Source organism: Sphingomonas sp. 35-24ZXX (genome assembly GCF_000786215.1).
In the GTDB taxonomy this organism is placed as follows: domain Bacteria; phylum Pseudomonadota; class Alphaproteobacteria; order Sphingomonadales; family Sphingomonadaceae; genus Blastomonas.
This window is the reverse complement of sequence record NZ_JROG01000001.1, coordinates 587557-606022: the sequence shown is the minus strand read 5'-3', so window position 1 is coordinate 606022 and position 18466 is coordinate 587557. Positions and strand designations below refer to the sequence as shown.

The window sequence follows — 18466 nt, the reverse complement described above, 5'->3', positions numbered from 1 at the left end:
ATTCGCAAGAGCAGCTGATTACGCTTACCGCAGATATCGTGGCAGCGCATATTGGAAACAACAGTGTCGCATTGGGCGACATCGCTACGCTGATCGCGAATGTTCACACGGCGTTGGCTGGCTTGTCATCGGCTGAAGTTCCGGAGCCTCAAGAAGTGCGTCCTGAGCCTGCGGTATCGATCCGATCATCGATCAAGCACGATTATCTCGTGTGCCTGGAAGACGGCAAGAAGATGAAGATGCTCAAGCGGCATCTGTCCGTTCACTACAACCTTACGCCAACAGAATACCGCCAGCGGTGGGGCCTGCCAGCCGACTACCCGATGGTCGCTCCGGCCTATGCTGAGAAGCGTCGTGAACTTGCCAAGACTATTGGTCTTGGTCGTAGCCCTAAGGCCGGCCGCGGGCGCACGAAGGCAACTACTGCCGCAAAGTGAGGCAGTCTTATCGGAGTTTCGAGCAGCCGGGCCGATAGAGTCGGTCCGGTTGCCAAGCTTCTGAAATTGGCAGAGCGGTTATTGCGTAACGCGAGACGGTTATCGTTATCCGCGCACTGATATCCGCCAGCAATATCAGCATTTCTTTAAAGTGCGCCGCCCTGCCCCTGAAAAGTCCGAATCTGGGACAGAGCCGCCAATCGCTGATTAGGAATGACCGGTTTCGCTGATACCGGTCATTCCTGATCAGCGAATATAGGTTCGGCGATGACGGCAATTGGGCCGGTTGTTGAATGGCAGGTCCCGGCCACGAAATGGCTGAAGCCGCATGTCAGCTTTCAGGGAGACTTCGCAGGTCATCCCATGGCTGCAACTGGGTGGGAAGCTGCCGTCGCCGTCAACGCAGTTCCGGTGACGTTGCGTGCAATACCTCGGGGTCGGCACGCGTGTATGTGCGGCCATAAAGCGAAACAGAAGTGTCAGTTTCCAAAAGCATTGGACGGAAGGGGACGCCGGTTATGAGGTTCACTAGTGCCTCTTGGAACGTGCTACCAACGAACCAGAACCCCGGACCGATTAACCCGCCGCCAAACACATGACCGGTGGCGCTTATCAGCAACTCGCCGTGACCGTTATGATGCTCAGCAAACCCAATCAATTCGGTGCCTAGTTCAGCTTCCCAACGCTCGGTTTCATCCAGCTTCTCCGAGATGAACTGGAAATCGATCTCGCAAACCTCATGACTATCGTTGAAGCGATATAGCTGAAGCCCGCTAAGCTCGGCGAGCACAAGAAATGCCGGGTGCGAGACTGCCACTCGATTATCGACTGCAACACGCCGCCCGCGATACCAGCCGGATTCCTCTAGCCTGTTTTGTAGATTAAGCGGAACAAGCGACATTCTGCAGACATTACCATTATCGCCTCGTGTGGCTAGATGTCCTCAATGGGGTCGATCTCTGAATGGCAGGAATTTTTCAGAAGCGGGCCAAAGCCGCCATTCGCGACCCGATCTGAGCTGTGACTGCAACCGACCCAAATCCGGTCACTAAAGTCAGCCGCTGCGCACGTCTGCCATAGCTAGAATCGGTCGGACATTGACGTTGTCTTGAAAGCCTAGCCTAGACTGAGCGCGGTCGGATGCCCCCAAGGCACTCTTGGCCGACAAGGGATACAACGCCGATGATATCCGTGCCGATCACGCCGAGCGCAGCATACACGCTGTCATATCAGGGCGTTCAAACCGCCGGGTGAAGATTGGCCACGACCGCGAGCTCGACAAGTAGCGCAGCCGGATCGAGCGCTTCTTCGGGCGCCTCAACATCAATCGAGCCATCGCCATTTTATATGACCAACTCGCGGAGAGCTTCCTATCCATGGCCCATATCGCAACCGCCTGATATTGCTCAAAAATTGCTCACGTCGCCTAACCTGCCGTGAAACCGCAGATCTCTCCCACCTATCTTGCTATCTTGAGCAAACAAATCATCGGCGAATACTCCCCTTTTATGGCGGTTCAAGTTCCTCTCAAAGATGTCACGGCCTCTTCTTCATGTGATCGAGTGAGTATGATATTCCCTATTGCCCGAATCCTGCAAACGTGCCTATTCTTTCGTATAAGGCCGCATTTCACAAAATAGATCCATAACGGATATTTCGTCCTCAATCGGCTTACTCGGCCTTGGGGCATTCGCGACAGTGAATCCGACGACGTATACATTGTCGCATCACAGGAAGGGGACGTCGTGGGTATCTGTACTGACAAGTCTGTGAACTACCTCAAGTCGTTGAATCTCAACGTCGTTCTGCATCCCACCGCGGACCTCAAGCCGCTGGAGCTCTTAGGGGAATTCAAGGACGCGCGCGGCATCATCGGGACGCTAGACCAACTCACAGAGCCTCAGGCCCGCGCCCTGCCCTCCATTACGCAGGGCGTCGCGGCCAATATCAACGGGCAGCGGAGCAGCAAGCTTCCGATCGAGCTCGGCATCGGAATTTTGGGCAACATCCTGGGAGCCATGGGCGGCAAGCTCAACCTCTCTGCGACCTACGAGAAATCGGAGAAGATCGAGTTCTCATACACCGACGTCACACGGCACCGCGCCAACACCATCGAGATCGGCGACTACCTCGCTGCCGCCAGGGTCCGATGGTCCCACCCGATCCTGAAGAAGTACCTCTTCGGACCCGGCAAGCTCTATGTCATCACCGAGATCGTGACCGCGCGGAAGATAGGCGTGACCGCATACCGGGCGGACAACAGCAGGATCGCCCTCGACGTCCCCGTGATCCAAGAGCTCGTCGGAGGTTCGCTGAAGGTCGGGTCCGACGCGGCCTCCACGAACACGGTTGTCTACGAGGGACCCGACGACCTCGCGTTTGGCTTCGTGGCGATCGAGCTATCCGCCGGCGACAGGGGCGACGACGGCGAGATCGATCTCGTGTTCCGTCCAGTGAAGGCCGGAACCGTCAGCTTCGGGATCGGCGGTCCCGCCTTGGTAACTGCCGACTTCGACGGCGCGATGCAGCGCCTCGAGCGCGTCGACGGGGAAGTACTCGGCAAGGCATGACCGTCGAAGGCCGTATGACAACGGGAACGGGGGGATAGACATGGTGCAGCTTGTATTCGTCCACGGCGTGGCTACGCGCTCGGGCCCCGGCTACGCGCAAGGCCTCGCCAATCGGGACGCGCTCTTCCGAAAGGTCGCATTCGAGGGGCGCGAGGTGACCATACTCAGCCCGCTCTGGGGCGATCTCGTACCAAGCATCAATCCGAAAGTCTTTGGCACCGACGAGGGCGTGCGCAGCTTCTCGATCGGGGCTCCCGTCGGCGATGGCCAGACAGGCGGTCTCGGCGGAGCGCCCGGGCCGGGCGGTGCCGACCTCGCGGCGGTCGCTCGCCAGAACCCGACCGTCGCGATCGACGCCGTCTTCGCGCAGGCGGTCGGGACTGCGGACAGCGCCGGCGTAGAGCTCACCGCGGAGGATCTGGCCGCGTTCCGCCTCGCTGCCCGGGCGATCGAGAGCGACGATGCGCCGGCCCGCGTCGGGGCGGCCGCCACTGACGCCGACTTAGCTCGCAGCCTCGGCGATCTCGGCGCGAACAGCTTCGGCATAGGCAGCAGGCTCGCCAACGCGGTCTCCGTGGTCAGCGGACGGATCCGCAACACGGCCTCGACCGTGGCCTTCGGCACCGTGCGCGACTTCATCAGTCCGGCGGTCGGCATGTTTCTCGGCGACGTGTTCGCCTACCTTCAGCAGGGCAGACTGCGCGACCGCATCCAAGAGGTTGTCAGGACAGACCTCGTCCAAGCGCACGAGGCGTCCTTGTCCGGAAAGGGGCCCGTCGTGGTGGTCGCCCACAGCATGGGCGGCGTGATCCTCTCGGACATGCTGCAGGACCTCGCTGCATCGGGTCTTCCAGCCGATTTGCAGATCGCGGCCCTTTTCACGGTCGGCTCGCAGCCGGGCCTTTTCAAGGCCGTGGGAGTGCTTTCCGGCTCTGCGGGGCCGGATGGGAAAACGCCTCGCCCTGCCTGCGTCGGTGCATGGTTCAACGTCTTCGATCCGATCGATCCCCTGGCGTTCCGCGCCGATGCGCTCTACTCCGGCGTCGACGACCTCGCGTTCGACAGCGTGACCGGCCTCGCGTCGGCGCACACCACGTACTTCAGCAGGCCCCAGTTCCACGCCCGCTTCAGGCGGCGGCTGGCAGATCTGAGCGTCATCTGATGGCGTTGCAGCCACCAGTCCGAACGCTTCTGTTCGAACGCGAGCTGGCGGAAGAGTCGGCCACCCACGCCTTCGTGATCGGCGTCGGCGACTATCCGCACCGGCAACCGCAGTGGGGCGGCCTCCCTGACCTCGCGAACGTCCCGAACCTAGCCAGCGCGGCGGACAGCGCGAAGCTCATGAGCGAGTGGCTCCTGCAAAACCAGGACTCGCTGACCGCGAGGCTCGGCAGCCTAGACGTCCTGATCTCCGATCCGCCGGGCGGCGCCAACCGGCATCCCTGGGCGCCTGGGCAACAGATCGACGCCGCCACGGAGGCGAACGTCAAGCTCGCCGGGCGGGCGTGGTTCAACAGGCTGCGCAAGCGCGCCGGCGACGTCGCGCTGTTCTACTGCTGCGGACACGGTGCCGCGCACACAGCGCTGCCGGTCCTATTCCTCGAGGACCTCAACGGAGACGAGGTGAACCCCTGGTCGCACCTCAATGTAGGAAAGCTCGCCCAGGCGCTGCGCAGGATGACGACGCTGCGATCCGCATTTATGTTCTCGGACACGTGCAGCGAGTTCCTGGCGAACTTCGAGTTCGGCGATGCGCTAGAGACTCGGTTCTTCCCGCCGCCCTCCCCATTCCAACCTGCCCGCGACAAAGTCCTGCTGCTCCGCGCCGCCCCGGACGCGCTCCTCGCTTACGAGGGCGCCGATCCAACGACCGGGGTGAAGCTCGGGCGATTCACACAGACCGTAATCAAGGGCCTGGACGGATCCTCCGCCAGACTTCGGAACGGCATATGGACCGTCTATCCCAGCGAGCTGATCAACGACTTGAAGACGCTGCGGCGGATCTACTACCCGCTCTGGGACGACCTGCCATTCGAGCCGTCCCCGGTGCTCACCCAAAGCGAGGTCTACCCGATTGTGAACCGGCCCGACCCGGACCTGCCGGTCCTGATCATGACAAACCCGGACGACGCGGTCACGCGCTTCGACCTGCACGTCAGCGACCGCGACGACCGCAACCCGCCGTGGATCTTAAGCAAGCCGGACAGGGCCGCCGGCGCATGGCTGACGTCGGTAAAGGGAGGCGCCGATCCGCTGTACGCCTTGGCGATGACGGACGCCGAGTTCTTCTCAAGTCGCTTCTTTCCGATCCAGCCCCAGTTCGACCACCGAGTGAACGTCCAATGAGCACGAGCCTGAAATTCGTAGCGCCGCCCGACCTCTCCGTGGGCAGGGTGCGGATCAGCAACCAGGCGGGGCTCGTGCATGACTGGGTGGCGACGCCAGGCGACCTGACCATGCCCACACAGGCAGCGGAGCCAGGCTACTACACGGTCGAGATCGCCCCGGCGGGAGTCCCGCCGCAGTCGGTCATATTCCAGGTCAAGGAGGGACAGGCAAACAACGTGACCCTCCCTTCGTTCTCCGCACTGATGGCGAGCGGCTCCGGGCCGAGCTTCCTTGGAGTGGACGACGAGGAAGCCGCACTCCGCACCTTCTTCCAGTCGCAGCCGCGGAAGGTGGCCCCGCTCGGCTCGGAGATCACCCCCGTCCAGATTGACGCCACACGCAAGCGCATTTCCGTTGGCATCTCCCAGGAGGCGGAGGGCCGACGCGAATCCTTCGGGCCGTTCACCGGAACCTACCGCTACGACATGGTCGGCGATCGCGTATCGATCAAGGTGGAGTCTGGCGATGGGTGGGACCCGTGGTCGGGCCGGCGCGTCCGAATGACCACGTCGATCGAGGGACTGAAGATCGAGAGGCAGTTGCTGCCGATGTATAGGGGCGGCACGACGATCGGCATCGTCCCATCGCCGCTCGCAACCGCGGACGTCGAATATCAAGTGACGCCGGCCGAACCCCACATACGCGCGCTCCTGCGCGCGCTGCAGGGCGGCACTTCTGACGAGGCCGCCGCCCTAGGCAAAACGATCCTCAACCCCGAGCGCCTGGGGGCACTACTCGCCCCGCAGACCGGCGACCCCTGGGCCGCGCTCCTCGCCGGCCTCCTCTTCATACGCTTCCCGGACAGTTTCGGACCGCCGCATCGGGAATGGACCGCGGCACTGGGCGAAAGAGTCGACTGGGCCTACGATGCGCACGTCGTGCTGGCCCACAACGCCCTTTCGGCTGCGGATGGGACCGCCGTGGGCCAGAGGGCGGCTGCCGAACACGCCATCCGGCTCTTGGCTAGGGCCCAGGCCCGTGGTTCGCCGTACTACAGCTACGCTAACCAGATTTTCGGCGAGATGGCCGAGAGCCTGCAGTCGTTCCTCTCAGGCGTCGACACGGATGCGGCGCAGGGAGCCGCGACTGTGCTGGCGCGCTGGAGGCGTGAAACCCCGCTTCAGAGCAGCAGAGGCGTCACTTTCACCTGGCTCAGCCGCAACAAGAAGGCGCTCAAAGAGAAGAGTCTGCTCACCGCGATGCAGTCTCCCAGCGGCCAGCTGCGGGCCCGAGACACCACCGTGGTGCTCAGCGGAGTCATCGAGCGGGGGCGCGTGACCCTTGCCCGCGGCGTGGACACCTCCAAGCCCAAGCCTCCAGCGAAGGTGCTCGGCGTCCGTAACCGGACCGAGCGGTCCCCCCGGTCTGGCGTGACGGCCTTTGCGCTCAAGACTAGGTTCAGAAGGGCCACAGCGCCTCTGCCCACGACCGCCACCATGTCGTCAACCAGTCCGACTGGTCCCACCGGGAGAAAGGCGACGGACGATCCGAACAGGGGCCGCTACGGTCGAAAGGCGGAAGTCGCTGGCTTCCGCGTAGACGCTACCTTCAAGCCCGGAGCCAACAGGAACTGGGTGACGGTGCTCATGACCGTCACCGCCGACTCTGAGGCCGACCTCCAGCTAGGCGACGTGGCGTGGTTCGATCTGCATCCCTCGTTCCCGCAGCGCAGGATCAAGGTGATGTTTAACGATCGGCGCGCGACGCTGTCAGTGCAGGCTTGGGGCGGCTTCACGCTCGGCATCGACCTGCCCCGCCAAGGCATCAAACTTGAGTGCGACCTGGCAAAGCTCAAGGACGCGCCGAGCATCATCAAGACGAGGTGAACGGGTTCGCGTCGGCCAAGAGGGAACGGTATCGGAACGATCAACTGGGGAACGGACGTGAGCTACAAAGATGACTTCTCGAACGATAAGGGCTGGTCGGCCGTGGACGCCAGCACCCGCCTCAACGGCAGTGCAGGCAAGACATTCCTCAAATTCCTGAAGCGCAACGGCGTCGACACCGTCATCCGCTACTACGCCAGCAGCGACAGGCCCAAGACGCTCACACCGGAGGAAGCCAAGTTTCTCTCGCAGGAGGGCTTCGCGATCCTGCCCATCTACCAGGACAGCAGCCGCGAAATCTCGAACTTCTCGACCGCCATTGGCAAAAAGAACGCGCAGCGCGCGCTCGTCTGCGCCAAGGCGGTCGGCCAACCCGTCGGGAAGAAGAGCACGATCCTCTTCGCGGTCGACAGGGATTATTCGACGGGCGAGATCGACGGCCCCATTCTCGATTACTTCAAAGCCGTTCACGACACGATCGGCAAAGACTTCCGCATTGGCTGCTACGGCAGCGGCGCTACCCTCAGCAAGCTCCTCGCCGAGAAGCTGATCGACGTCCCCTGGATATCCATGTCGCGCGCGTTCAGGGGAACGGAGCAGTTCTTCTACTCGAACCGGTGGGCGATGCGCCAGGTTCCGCTGGACCGGACCGAGCCGGACAGCGGCATCGGCTACGACCGCAACGTTGTCCGTGTTCCCCGCAAGGAGCTGGGTGCATTCCAGGTCGGCGCCGACGGCGTGGGCATGGTGGTGTGGGACGAGGCCGAGGACGCGACGCTCGGCGCGGCCAGCCTGCTCTCGACGCCGAGCGCGCCGGTCGCGACCGACCTCGTCGTCACCACTGACGGCCTGAGGCTGCGCGACGCGCCGGACGGTGCGATCGTCCGGGACCTCACGATCGGCGAGCGTCTCATCGCGCTCGCGGAGCCCGACGCGAAGGGCTGGCGGCGGGTCCGATCCGGGGACCAGGAGGGCTACTGCTTCAGCAAATACCTCCGCAAGCCAGTCCGGCCGGAGGTGGAGACTCTGCTGCGCACGTCGATCGACGAGTGGCTCCGCTTCGGAAAGGGCGAGGGCAGCGAGAAGGTCGCCCCCTATTGTGGCTACGTGCGCGAGATGTGGGCCGCCATCGGCGAAGCCTACGACGGCCGAAGCACCTATCCCGACGGGCGTGACGTCCCCTGGTCGGCCGCGTTCATCTCATGGGCCGTGCGCCGCGCCGGACAGGCCTACGCGAACTTCCGGTTCGCCTCAAGCCACTCGGTCTTCGTCAACAACGCGATCAAGGCGCGCGTGACGGGTCGGACCGACAAGCCGTTCTGGGGCTACCGCATCACCGAGGAGAAGCCAGCGCTAGGTGACATCATCCAGCGCAACCGCGCGGGCCACAACTACAGTTTCTCCTACGCCGAGAACCACGCCGACTACGAAAGCCACTCCGACATCGTCGTCGAGGTCACCCCCGACGCGGTCCGCGTCCTCGGGGGCAACGTAGGCAACACCGTCGGCTTCGGGACCGGTCTCCAGGAATACCACCTGGCACCCGACGGCTACCTTAAGCCGGACCAGAACATCATCGCGCTCCTGAAGAACAGGGCGGGCACCTAGTTTGCCCGCCCGGAAGCACAAACTGCGCAGGCCTCATGCATCGATGTTCGACAGCGCCGCGCGGGCACCAGGACGCGTGCCCCACCATTTGACCCAGGCGCGGCACCTGCGGCGGGCCGGCAACTCCGGTTCCCCCGTATCGAAACGCCTTGATCGAAAGCATCCGCCTACGGATGCTCCGCGATCAACAGAAGAGATAGGCAGGAGTGGAGGATGAACCTTGAAGCTGCAGCGGCTGCATCGCTGAACCTGGCTCAGAACGCGGCGGTGCTCGCCAGCCAGACGTCCGCCGCCGCGCAGATAAGCGCGGCCCAAATTGTAGCCGCCGCGTCGATATTCGGCGCCTGTGCCGGCTTTGTCGGGACCCTCACGTCGGTCCTCGCCAACCGATGGCTCGAGCACCTCAAAGCCGACCTCTCGGACCGGCAGAGCGAGCGCAAGGCGAAGCTGGACTACGAGTATGAGGCGCGGAAGAAGCTCTACTCCCGCTGCGAGCCCGCCGCCTTCCGGTTCGTCCGGGAATGCGAGCTGTCGCGTAACCGGATATTGCTTCTGCATTCCCTGGCGAATGCCGGGGAGCTGCCAGGCTGGCTTGAGATCGACGACAACCGGGTAAGTACGATCTACCGGCTATTTGCTCCGATCGCGACCTACTACCAGATCAACAGCCTTCTGACGTCCTACGACCTCTCGCTCGCGCCCCGCCTCCACGCGATCTACGGGCTGGGTCGCCTCCTGCGCGACGCCTTCGTGAGCGACAAGCAGATCGCCGGCGCCGCCAGCGGAGCGCCGCTGGACTACCAGCCGGAGAAGGACGGCGGCACCGATCCCGCGGTGCATCAGCGCCAGGGCATCACATACGAGGAGCTCGACACTCTGGTCATGGCCATGACGACAGAAACCGGCATCCTCCAGCTGCCCGCATTTGCCAAGCTGTACAACGACGTCGACAGCCCCATCAGGAAGGCCGCGAACGGCGTCGATCACGTCGTGCGCGATCTCGACCCGACGACGCTGCCGGTCCTGTGGCGGCTCTATTTCTACAACCTGGCGGTCACAACGCTGCTTTGCGACCTCATGCACCGCGCCCCGAACGACGCGGACTTCTCCGCCCGCCGCTTCCTAGATAGCGGCGAGGCGGAGCAGTCAGAATGGGCATCAGGCGCGGGACGGCCCGTGCTCGCTGCGCTCGAGCCGCAATTGCGCCGAGTGGCAGCCGAACTCCGCATCAACATCGACAGGAGGCTCAAGCGTGGATCATAAAGGTCTGAACCAGGAGCAACGAGAACACCTTGAGCGCGTGATGAGATTCACGGAGCCGCTGGGGCCGATATCGGCGGACCGTCTTGTCGACCATCCCATCGCGTCTAAACGGCTCTTCGAGAAGCAGAACGATGTGCAGATGAGCGCTGTCAGTGGATCGGGGATCATCATTGGGCGCAAAGGCTCGGGCAAGACCGCGTTCTTGGACTACCTCCGCACGACCTGCCCCCACACCGTGGTCTACCTGGACGCCCCGAACGTTTTCCCCACGATCCTCAAATCTATACGCGGGGTCTTCGGCGTGAACTCGCCGAACGTTGAGATCGTCGCGCACTTGTGGGAGATGCTAGTTTGGTGCACCGTCTTCGGGGCGCTCCTCAACGAGCCTGGGGACGCCCGGCTGGTCGCAATCCGAAGGTTCGCGATCGACATCGGCTTCTCGGAGAACAACGAGCCTGCGGACATAATCCGGCGCGTCGTCCTCTCGCTAGCAAAGCGTTCCGAGCAGGCCGGCTACGGCATCGAGACGCAGCTCGACCTTCTCGAACTCGTCGACGGCTCGGGGAAACTCTACACCACGGCGCTCGAAACCGCGAAGCGGATCGTAACGCCCCTGGGGAGACCAATCGGACAGGCCCGCGTGCTGGTCCTCATGGACACCATGGAGCGCTACCGGCTAGAACAGGACGCAGCGAACGACGCCCTCGGCGGCTTGATCCGCTATCTCGGGGTCCTGGCTGAGAACGAGTGGCTGCTGGACGTGCGCTTCTGCCTTCCGGCGGAGCTCTACGAGACGTTCCGGCGGGCATCCTCAAACGTGACGAAGGACTTCAGCACGCAGGCCGTCCTGCATTGGACATCGGGAGAGCTGTGGCGCATCGCGGCCCATCGCCTCGCGCTCTATCTCGAACTCTACGACGAACACAGCCTAGAGCGCCTGCTGGCCCTCAATGTGGCCCAGGACCGGGCGAGCTCGATAGCCCTCTTCAGGAAGCTGCTGCCCCCGGAGTTGGCGACCGAACCCAAGCTTGGCCAAGACGCGATAGGGCAACATCTCGAACAGTCGATGACCTACATCGCAAGGCACACGCAGCTACTGCCACGCGACTTCCTCCACATACTGAACCGCATCCTGTATCGGGCCCTGGATCCCGCGTCCGGCAGTCTCGGCGAGATCACGCAGCGCATGGTGCTCGATGGTGTGAAGGAGGCGGTGCCGACCATCTCGGACGGGATACGCTCAGCCTTCGAGTACCGGTATCCCCATCTCTGGGACGTCTGCGCGGCGGCGATTCCGGAGCTTCACCGCCGGTTCGGAGAGGGAGAACTCCACACGGTTTTCAACCAGCACGTCAAGGGCGTGCTCAAGCGCCTCGCGGAGGCCGGCCGCGAAGCGGACATGAGCTTTCACGAGTTCAAGCGGATGCTCGTCGAGACCGGCGCGATCGGCAAGCAGATCGATGAGACCGACCGCTTCTGGGAATGCCAGTTCGAGTACAGCGTGCCAGGGGAGATGGTGGTATCGAGCCGCGACATGCTATGCGTACACCCACTGTTCAACGCCCGGTTCTCAAGCCTTGTCAACGGAACTGCGGAGAAGCTGGTCTATCCCTACGGCGTCGATCCCGATTTCGAGTAAATCATCCGCCTCGCCTCGCGCCTGCACGCTCGCGCATCGTGGGGGAGCACGGCCGGAACCGCAAGCTATCCTACATACCGAGGGCGAACTGTACGGCGACGCGCAGCACGGATCGTCGAGCGCACGAGGCAAGCCCATCCGACATATCTCGCGAAAGGAGGCGGCGCATCGCGGAACGCCGTCTCGCGAGGCCTGGGGGTCCTGCGCTTCGGCCTGGCGGCCTGATTGCGACGCAGGACGGCCGCATCCATCCAAATCACCGCCGCCGACACCGCCAAAACTGTCGCCCGGCGACCTGTTCGGTCTGACGAGCTCCTCGCGGCCAGACCGGGTGTAGTTCGACCGAGGACCGATTCGGATGCGCTACTCGGCGATGGCTTCGGTCTGAGACGACGTGGATGCCGATCCTCGGCTGACCGGCCTGCGCGAGCACGTACGCCGTCTCTGCCTAACGACGCAGGAGGGCCCAGCGAACGGCCGGTTTCGGCATAGCCGGACGTTTGTAGGCGGGGCGCTATACCGCCAGAATACCCCAAATCTGGAAGTTCGGCAAATGGGCCGGTAGTCGAATGGCAGGTCCTGGTTACGAAATGGCTGAAGCCGCCTGTCAGTTTTCAGACGTCCTTCGCAGGGCATCCCATGGCCGCAACTGGGTGATGGGGTGCCGCCCCCCGACGGCATCTATGTGCCATAGTGGAGGAGTTACCACACCACTAGAAGGAGGCGTCCATGGCAGAGGTTAGCACGATTGGGTTGGATATTGCGAAGGCTGTTTTTCATGCGCACGGTGCGGATGCGCGCGGGCAGTTGGTGTTCAGCCGGCGGCTGACCCGGGCGAAGCTGCTGGAGTTCTTCGCTGTGCAGCCGCGGTGTGTGGTCGCGCTTGAGGCCTGCGGCGGGGCGCATCACTGGGCTCGCGAGATCGCTTCACTGGGGCATGAGGTGAAGCTGATCCCACCGGCTTACGTGAAGCCGTTCGTGAAGCGGAACAAGAACGATGCGGTCGATGCCGAGGCGATCTGTGAGGCAGCCCAGCGCCCGAGCATGCGCTATGCGGCGATCAAGACCGAAGCGCAGCAGGCCGCTGGCATGGTGTTTCGTACGCGCGACCTGCTGGTGCGCCAGCGCACGCAGCTGATCAATGCGATCCGGGGTCATCTCACCAAGTTCGGATGGGTTGCGCCCAAGGGTCCCTCGCACATCAGCGTGCTGGCAAGCCTGCTTGAGGAAGGCGAGGAGATCGGCGCATCGCTGCCCGAGGCGGCACGCACGATGTTCCTTGTGATGACCGGTCAGCTCGAGCAGCTGAACGAACAGGTCGCGCTGCTCGACAAGGAGATCGACCGGCGTGCCCGCGAGGATGAAGCAGCGAGGCGGTTGATGACCATCCCGGGCATTGGGCCGATCACCGCAACCGCGCTGCTTGCTCTTGCCCCGCCAGTAGAGGGCTTTGCCAGAGGCCGCGACTTTGCAGCCTGGCTCGGGCTCACACCGCGACAACACTCAACCGGCGGCAAGGAGAGGCTCGGTTCGATCTCCAAGATGGGTGAGCGCACACTGCGACGGCTACTGATCATCGGCAGCAGCGCGGTGGTACTACAGGCCAGCAAGCGCGGCACCCCGCGCGGCTCATGGCTCGAGCAGATGCTGGCCAGAAAACCGCGCATGCTGGTCACGGTCGCGCTGGCGAACAAGACTGCCCGGATCATCTGGGCGGTCCTGACGAAGGGTGAGGATTACAAGGCTCAGGTCGCGGCAGCAGCGTAAGCTGAGGCGGACCAGAGGTCGTCGGTAGAGGTAAGAGACCGAAGGAGGGTATGGCACCACAGTCGGCGAGACGGGACCGGAAAACCAGTGCTTCCCACAGTGCCTCAGAGCACGCCTGGGTGATGTGGATCCGGTTCGCGAACTCCCATACGGGCCAGCGGCACAGCGCCGCGCAAATAGGCCGGACAGATGGCAGCATCCCACTACCGCCAAGACCCGAATTTACTCTTGCATCTTTCGGGGCGTCCACAGATGGGAAGCAGACCTTCAGCGCAGTGGCAACCAGCGCTCCAAATCGGGGGATTGGCTGCTTGGCCCGTAAGAATAAAGTCCATCAGCTCTATAAGCGAAGGACTCGGTGTCTGTCAGGATATTCCACTGCTCGTTCGTCGGGTCATCTCCATAAGGCCAAGTTTCGAGAGTTCCGCCAAGGTCGAAGGTGAACGTGGAACGGCCATCATCCGGCGTAACGCGCACGCCGACCAGCTTTTGAGCGTTCAGTGCGGCGGTGACCCGCCCGATGACCTGATCGTCGTCCTCACTCCACGCCAACAGTAAATCGTGTTGCAGTGCTCGCCAGTGACAGCAGTTTATCCAAAGGTGCCACTGCCCGTGCACGTAGGCAGATCTTCGCAAGCCTTTCTCGGGCGACAGGCGCTCAATCACTTCTAGCTTGGGTGGACCGAATTCAAATGTGAGGAAGCTGCCATAGCCTTGCTTGACGCCCCAAGCCGGTATGCCGAGCATCGGCTCGATGAATGTTGCCAGAGGCATTGGACACGTTGAGATGCTGGTCACGAGGCATTGTTCGCACCCTCGCTGCCTGGCGGCAATGGGGTCGTTTGCCGCACGGCAGCTTTTTTCAGCAATGCCCGGACAGCTGCCCGTCAAGTTTCGGGATGCGGTGCGGGTATGCCCTATGACCAAAATTGGGTGAGAAGCTGACATCCCCCGTCAGGAGGAGTTTGCAGGCAAAGAGGTCAAAGTGAGAAGGACTCACGAGCGGGACTCGAACCCGCCAAGCCGAAACATTTCTGTTTGGCCCACGCCGACCGTGTCAGAGCCAAGGATGGGCTAACTTAATGTCGCAACGACCGCAATGGGGTCGTTTTAAGAAATTCGGCTTTCGGGGAAGGATCCGCTGAAGCTACCCGGCAGTTTTCAGGAAACCGGCGGTTAGCCGGGGATGACCCAAAATGGGTGGAAAGCTGACTTCACGGAAGCCGCTCTTTGAGCATAATGGCTCGTCCGTAGCAGCGTTCCTTTCTCGTCGCCGGAACAAAAAAGGGATCGTGCTCAACCACCAAGATTGTTTCCTCCCATTCGACTTCTATCTGGGGATCGGAGGCGAAGTCTAAAGCACGACATCCCAGGATCGCATCCAAAGGCCAAATCGGTGGAACATAGCGGGGCAAAACCCAAACCCCGCCGGAGTATTCCGACATTGCTCCCGGGTTGACCAATATTACTTTGGCTGTGAGCATGCCAGAGCTTGCGGCATCACGCTGCTCTGAAAACACAAGGCCACAGGTATTCATTAAGAGAATTACAGGGACTAGCACGAATAGCGTGAAAAGGCGCAACAGTGGCATCACGACACTGCGCCCACCCCCGTTTTCGTATTCTGCCTTGCGAGCCATTACCATTTCATCGCATCTGGTGCGATCGTCCGCTTTCGGGTCGCCTGCTGCCGGAAGTGAAACGCCGCTTCCTAGGACATTCGTACCGTTCTGGCGATTCGGCGCCAACGGTAGCTATTGTATGAGGCGGACATCTCGATTGATAGTCTTGGCATGCGCTTGATCGATAACCTCCAACGGAAACTTCACGGCGGATGCCGTGTATCCAGCGGCACGGCGGTCAGGCACCTCGACGACGAAGGAGCGACAGCAACCGCTGATACTCTTCATCGTCGATCCTGCCTCGTAGGGCGTGTACCGGGGTGTCCTCGACGATCTGTTCAAACAGGCGCTGAAACGCGCTGTTCGTTGTTGCGTCGTCCAGATTTTCGAAAGCATCGAAAACCTCTGTCTCAAGCGCCTTGTAGCGCTCGATAACAGATCGGGCACTCGCTACAGCCCAGCGGAACCAAGCACGGACATCTGGAAGCTCGAGAATCCACAGTCCGTGCCGATCCTGCTTCGCTCCGGGGTAGGTTTCGTCAACTTGGATCTTAATCGGCCCCGGTTGATCATAAGATTGCGCGCCCGGCATGCAGCCGAAAAGGATCATCCGTCCTTCCTCGAGCAGATCCATCAGATCGTAGAAACGGCCCAAGGCCACGAAGCGCATGCGGTTGGTCGCTGGAGCTGGCGTGCGCGACTGGTCGAGATAATCGCGATCGATGCGTCGCAATTCCTGGAGGAGCGATGCCAGCACCTCCATCTGGCGCAGATACCACTCATTTCCATATGCGACTTGGAGCGCCTCCCAGGTCTTAAGCTCGATGTTGGAGTTGGCGGCCGCTTCACCCGCTCCCGATTGGAAACCGCCCGAACTGACGATGAAACCGAAATTCGCCCCAGTATCCTGAACGATTGTTCGCATCGAATGGACCGTTTCTTGATGAATAGGCCCAGCCCAATGCTTGCACTCGATGAGTATAATTTGCGGGACGCTAGTACGGGGATCGATGACATAGACGTCGATCTCCTTTCGCCCCCGGACCATGTCGACGACATGGGGTGAGCGTACTTCGTAGCCCATCTCGCGAAAGAGATCAGCCACCTTGTCCTGTAAATCTCGCCAATCGCGTATCGCACTTGTTGGAATGAGCATGGTCATATCTCTATTGCCCTCCTACAAAACTCACGCGGTTATCTCCTGCCCCGGCGGGCTGGGTGATCCGGCCCGTCAGCCAACTTCGATACCATGCCGGTGGAGCACCGGAACAATGACTGAGGCAATCTTCTCCTCTGCCCACGCAGTCAACCCAGGAATAGCCGAGGTCTCGAGCGCCTTTAGTGCGCAGATGGGCGGTACTAGTCGCCTGAAGACGGCGCCAATCATGATCAATGTGCAACGAGGAATTTTGGGTTAGCAAAAAGTTGTATTTCCCGGGCCAAAATTTCAATCGAGAAGGCAATGATTGGGGTATATACTCAATCGAGCGTCCAATCTGCGCTACGACCGGTTCCGCCGTTACCGAACATTTACCCGTCGATCTAGGAATAACTTGAACTGGCTCGGCAGCTGCCTCGGCGGAGCGGTCCATCGGCTGGCCGCTCTCCTCCACGTTCACCAAGACTCCACCATTCAGGCACCCGCCCAATGACTGAGGCAACTTGCCTCAAGACGTCGAGCGCGAAGATTTGACCAGGAGGGCGAGCATCCTGTCTGTCGTCATTCATTAGTCTCACATTTCGCCGCTGACACAGCAGATGCTCGCCTGGCTCCACCGCCCCTCGCCTTACCCAAGGACACCATTGTATCCGAACTTCGACGCTGCCTGACCGGCGGCAATTCAGGATCAAGGGGGTGGCATTTTCCCAGCTTGGCCACCTCTCCGCTCCAGGCTTCGAGCGCCACCCTCTTTTCCTCGAGGTAATTGTGGCGCTGATAGACGCCTACGATGCCTGCTCTCGAACCAGAGATGTGATTGAGCACGGCTTCTGTGACCTCCAAACGAACTCCCAGCCTCTGCAGGCCGGTTGCGACTGTTCGCCTCAGATCGTGCAACGTCCAGTGCAGTACCTCCCTTCCCATCTGTGTTTCCATCGCCCGACGAAGGCGCGCCATTGTCTTACTGAATCCGCTTGGGCCGGTTTCAGTGTCACCACGGGATGTTAGCAGTTTGTCGCTGTCGCTGAGCGCCCAGATCTCATTCAGCAGGTCGATTGCCGGTAAAGGGAGTGGCACCAGATGAGCTACCCCATTCTTCGCGCGGCTGGCCGGTATGGTCCAGAGTCCAGCCTCGAAATCGAATTCTGACCGATCCGCGCTGAACACCTCATTCCTGCGTTGACCTGTCAACAGCAGCAGCTTGATAGCAGGGCCAAACGGGGGGCCTTCTTCGCCGAGAATGTTCCACAATAATCCCACCTCCCGCACGTCTAGAACCCGATCGCGCGCCTTAGGCGGGGCCGGCCGTCCAGCGTCTCTGCAAGGATTGAACTGCAGTCGCTCCAGTCGAGGCAAAGCCCACCCGTAAAAGGATGACAACTGGCCAAGGACGCCGCGCGCCATCACAGGCGTCTCTGCTGCTATGCTGTCGATAAACCGAGTGATCTCCGCACGCGTGATCGTCTCGGGCATCCGGTCCCCGAATTTCGGCAGGATGTGCCGGTTGAAAACCCGCTCTATCTCGGCAATTGACCTGCGGTCGGCTTTGGCGGCCCTGTAGTCCGGCCACATTCCGCGCAATGTGCCTGCCGCAGCGCCCCGCGTCGGCTTCGGCACGTGCTGATAAGGGTCCCCGCCTGCTTCAATATCGGAAAGCACAATCCGCGCTTTCTTCCGGGCATCCATCAGACCGAACCGGTCGGAATACCTGCCAATGGTGATATTCCGCACGACGCCAGCAACCCGCTTTCGCAAAAGAAACGTTCGTGCACCAGACGCCCCAACTCTGAGACGCAGACCTGGGACGATCGCATCTTTGATCTCAATCTGACCTTCAGGGGGCGCTTTCAACCCTCTGATCTTTGCGTCTGTCAGACCCACCAGTTTCGAAGCCATCTGTGCCTCCATGGAGTACCATTTTGGGGTGTTACCTTAGGTAACATTTAACCCGAAATACCCCGATATTCACTGGGACACAGTGACACTCATCTAATTGAAAATCAACGACTTTGAGACCTCCTGACTTTACTTAGGACCCGCTGATTAGCGCTCTTAATCAGCGGGTCCTTGGTTCGAGCCCAAGTGCGTCCACCATTTTTCTCCTGACATGCCAGCAATGATCGTTTGCAAAGTGGGCACTGCCCACGGCGGAGCAGTGCATGCGGCGCGCAGCGAAATGCGTGCGCG

Annotated in this window: 14 protein-coding genes; 9 read left to right on the top strand and 5 right to left on the bottom strand. The window is 61.5% G+C overall.

From position 1 onward, the window contains the following. The coding region (locus tag LI72_RS02650) for a MucR family transcriptional regulator (protein WP_033924245.1) at window positions 1-437 on the top strand (437 nt) is incomplete at its 5' end. 397 nt (window positions 438-834) lie between these two features. Here LI72_RS02650 and LI72_RS18865 read toward each other — a convergent pair. Then, window positions 835-1338: an SUKH-3 domain-containing protein gene (locus tag LI72_RS18865; RefSeq protein ID WP_081984543.1), complete on the bottom strand. Its 504-nt coding sequence runs from the start codon at window positions 1336-1338 to the stop codon at window positions 835-837. 868 nt (window positions 1339-2206) lie between these two features. On the opposite strand from LI72_RS18865, the gene LI72_RS02640 reads away from it, so the two are divergent. The 8 genes from LI72_RS02640 (at window position 2207) to LI72_RS02605 (ending at window position 13498) form a co-directional block, all read left to right on the top strand. Then, the gene (locus LI72_RS02640) at window positions 2207-3007 is read left to right on the top strand and encodes a gasdermin (RefSeq protein ID WP_156139446.1); all 801 of its coding nucleotides are present in this window, start codon (window positions 2207-2209) and stop codon (window positions 3005-3007) included. A 40-nt stretch (window positions 3008-3047) separates the two neighbouring features. Continuing rightward, complete coding sequence (locus LI72_RS02635) at window positions 3048-4169, top strand: hypothetical protein (protein ID WP_033924243.1); 1122 nt, start codon at window positions 3048-3050, stop codon at window positions 4167-4169. Beyond that, window positions 4169-5353 carry a hypothetical protein gene (locus LI72_RS02630; RefSeq protein WP_033924242.1) on the top strand — a complete coding sequence of 395 codons (1185 nt, stop codon included), beginning with the start codon at window positions 4169-4171 and terminating at the stop codon, window positions 5351-5353. The genes LI72_RS02635 and LI72_RS02630 overlap by 1 nt, the downstream gene beginning before the upstream one ends. After that, window positions 5350-7221, top strand: a complete 1872-nt coding sequence (locus LI72_RS02625; RefSeq protein ID WP_033924241.1) for a pYEATS domain-containing protein — start codon at window positions 5350-5352, stop codon at window positions 7219-7221. Before LI72_RS02630 ends, LI72_RS02625 begins: the two co-directional genes overlap by 4 nt. Before the next feature lie 57 nt (window positions 7222-7278). Further along, a complete protein-coding gene (locus LI72_RS18860) occupies window positions 7279-8829 on the top strand; it encodes a DUF2272 domain-containing protein (protein WP_052129419.1) in 1551 nt (516 codons plus the stop codon). A 213-nt stretch (window positions 8830-9042) separates the two neighbouring features. Beyond that, a complete protein-coding gene (locus tag LI72_RS02615) occupies window positions 9043-10092 on the top strand; it encodes a hypothetical protein (protein WP_033924240.1) in 1050 nt (349 codons plus the stop codon). A 40-nt stretch (window positions 10093-10132) separates the two neighbouring features. Further along, window positions 10133-11731, top strand: coding sequence for a P-loop ATPase, Sll1717 family (locus tag LI72_RS02610; protein WP_033924239.1), 1599 nt, complete (start codon window positions 10133-10135; stop codon window positions 11729-11731). A 729-nt stretch (window positions 11732-12460) separates the two neighbouring features. Then, window positions 12461-13498, top strand: a complete 1038-nt coding sequence (locus tag LI72_RS02605) for an IS110 family transposase (protein ID WP_033924238.1) — start codon at window positions 12461-12463, stop codon at window positions 13496-13498. A gap of 267 nt (window positions 13499-13765) precedes the next feature. On the opposite strand, the gene LI72_RS02600 is transcribed toward LI72_RS02605, so the two are convergent. The 4 genes from LI72_RS02600 to LI72_RS02590 form a co-directional block, all read right to left on the bottom strand. Then, window positions 13766-14296 carry a hypothetical protein gene (locus LI72_RS02600; protein ID WP_156139445.1) on the bottom strand — a complete coding sequence of 177 codons (531 nt, stop codon included), beginning with the start codon at window positions 14294-14296 and terminating at the stop codon, window positions 13766-13768. Between the two features lie 416 nt (window positions 14297-14712). Continuing rightward, entirely contained in the window at window positions 14713-15138 is a 426-nt protein-coding gene (locus LI72_RS19905; RefSeq protein WP_156139444.1) for a hypothetical protein, read from the bottom strand. Between the two features lie 220 nt (window positions 15139-15358). Then, window positions 15359-16282, bottom strand: coding sequence for a restriction endonuclease (locus tag LI72_RS18855; RefSeq protein WP_052129418.1), 924 nt, complete (start codon window positions 16280-16282; stop codon window positions 15359-15361). 558 nt (window positions 16283-16840) lie between these two features. Next, window positions 16841-18175: a tyrosine-type recombinase/integrase gene (locus LI72_RS02590; protein WP_081984574.1), complete on the bottom strand. Its 1335-nt coding sequence runs from the start codon at window positions 18173-18175 to the stop codon at window positions 16841-16843. Between the last annotated feature and the right edge of the window lie 291 nt (window positions 18176-18466).

Bases quoted from the DNA above. Each gene is read 5' to 3' on its own strand.
- LI72_RS02625 (WP_033924241.1), top strand. From the start codon at position 5,350: ATGAGCACGAGCCTGAAATTCGTAGCGCCGCCCGACCTCTCCGTGGGC.
- LI72_RS02635 (WP_033924243.1), top strand. From the start codon at position 3,048: ATGGTGCAGCTTGTATTCGTCCACGGCGTGGCTACGCGCTCGGGCCCC.
- LI72_RS18865 (WP_081984543.1), bottom strand. From the start codon at position 1,338: ATGTCGCTTGTTCCGCTTAATCTACAAAACAGGCTAGAGGAATCCGGC.
- LI72_RS02630 (WP_033924242.1), top strand. From the start codon at position 4,169: ATGGCGTTGCAGCCACCAGTCCGAACGCTTCTGTTCGAACGCGAGCTG.
- LI72_RS18855 (WP_052129418.1), bottom strand. From the start codon at position 16,282: ATGACCATGCTCATTCCAACAAGTGCGATACGCGATTGGCGAGATTTA.
- LI72_RS02615 (WP_033924240.1), top strand. From the start codon at position 9,043: ATGAACCTTGAAGCTGCAGCGGCTGCATCGCTGAACCTGGCTCAGAAC.
- LI72_RS02590 (WP_081984574.1), bottom strand. From the start codon at position 18,175: ATGGCTTCGAAACTGGTGGGTCTGACAGACGCAAAGATCAGAGGGTTG.
- LI72_RS02605 (WP_033924238.1), top strand. From the start codon at position 12,461: ATGGCAGAGGTTAGCACGATTGGGTTGGATATTGCGAAGGCTGTTTTT.
- LI72_RS19905 (WP_156139444.1), bottom strand. From the start codon at position 15,138: ATGGCTCGCAAGGCAGAATACGAAAACGGGGGTGGGCGCAGTGTCGTG.
- LI72_RS02610 (WP_033924239.1), top strand. From the start codon at position 10,133: ATGAGATTCACGGAGCCGCTGGGGCCGATATCGGCGGACCGTCTTGTC.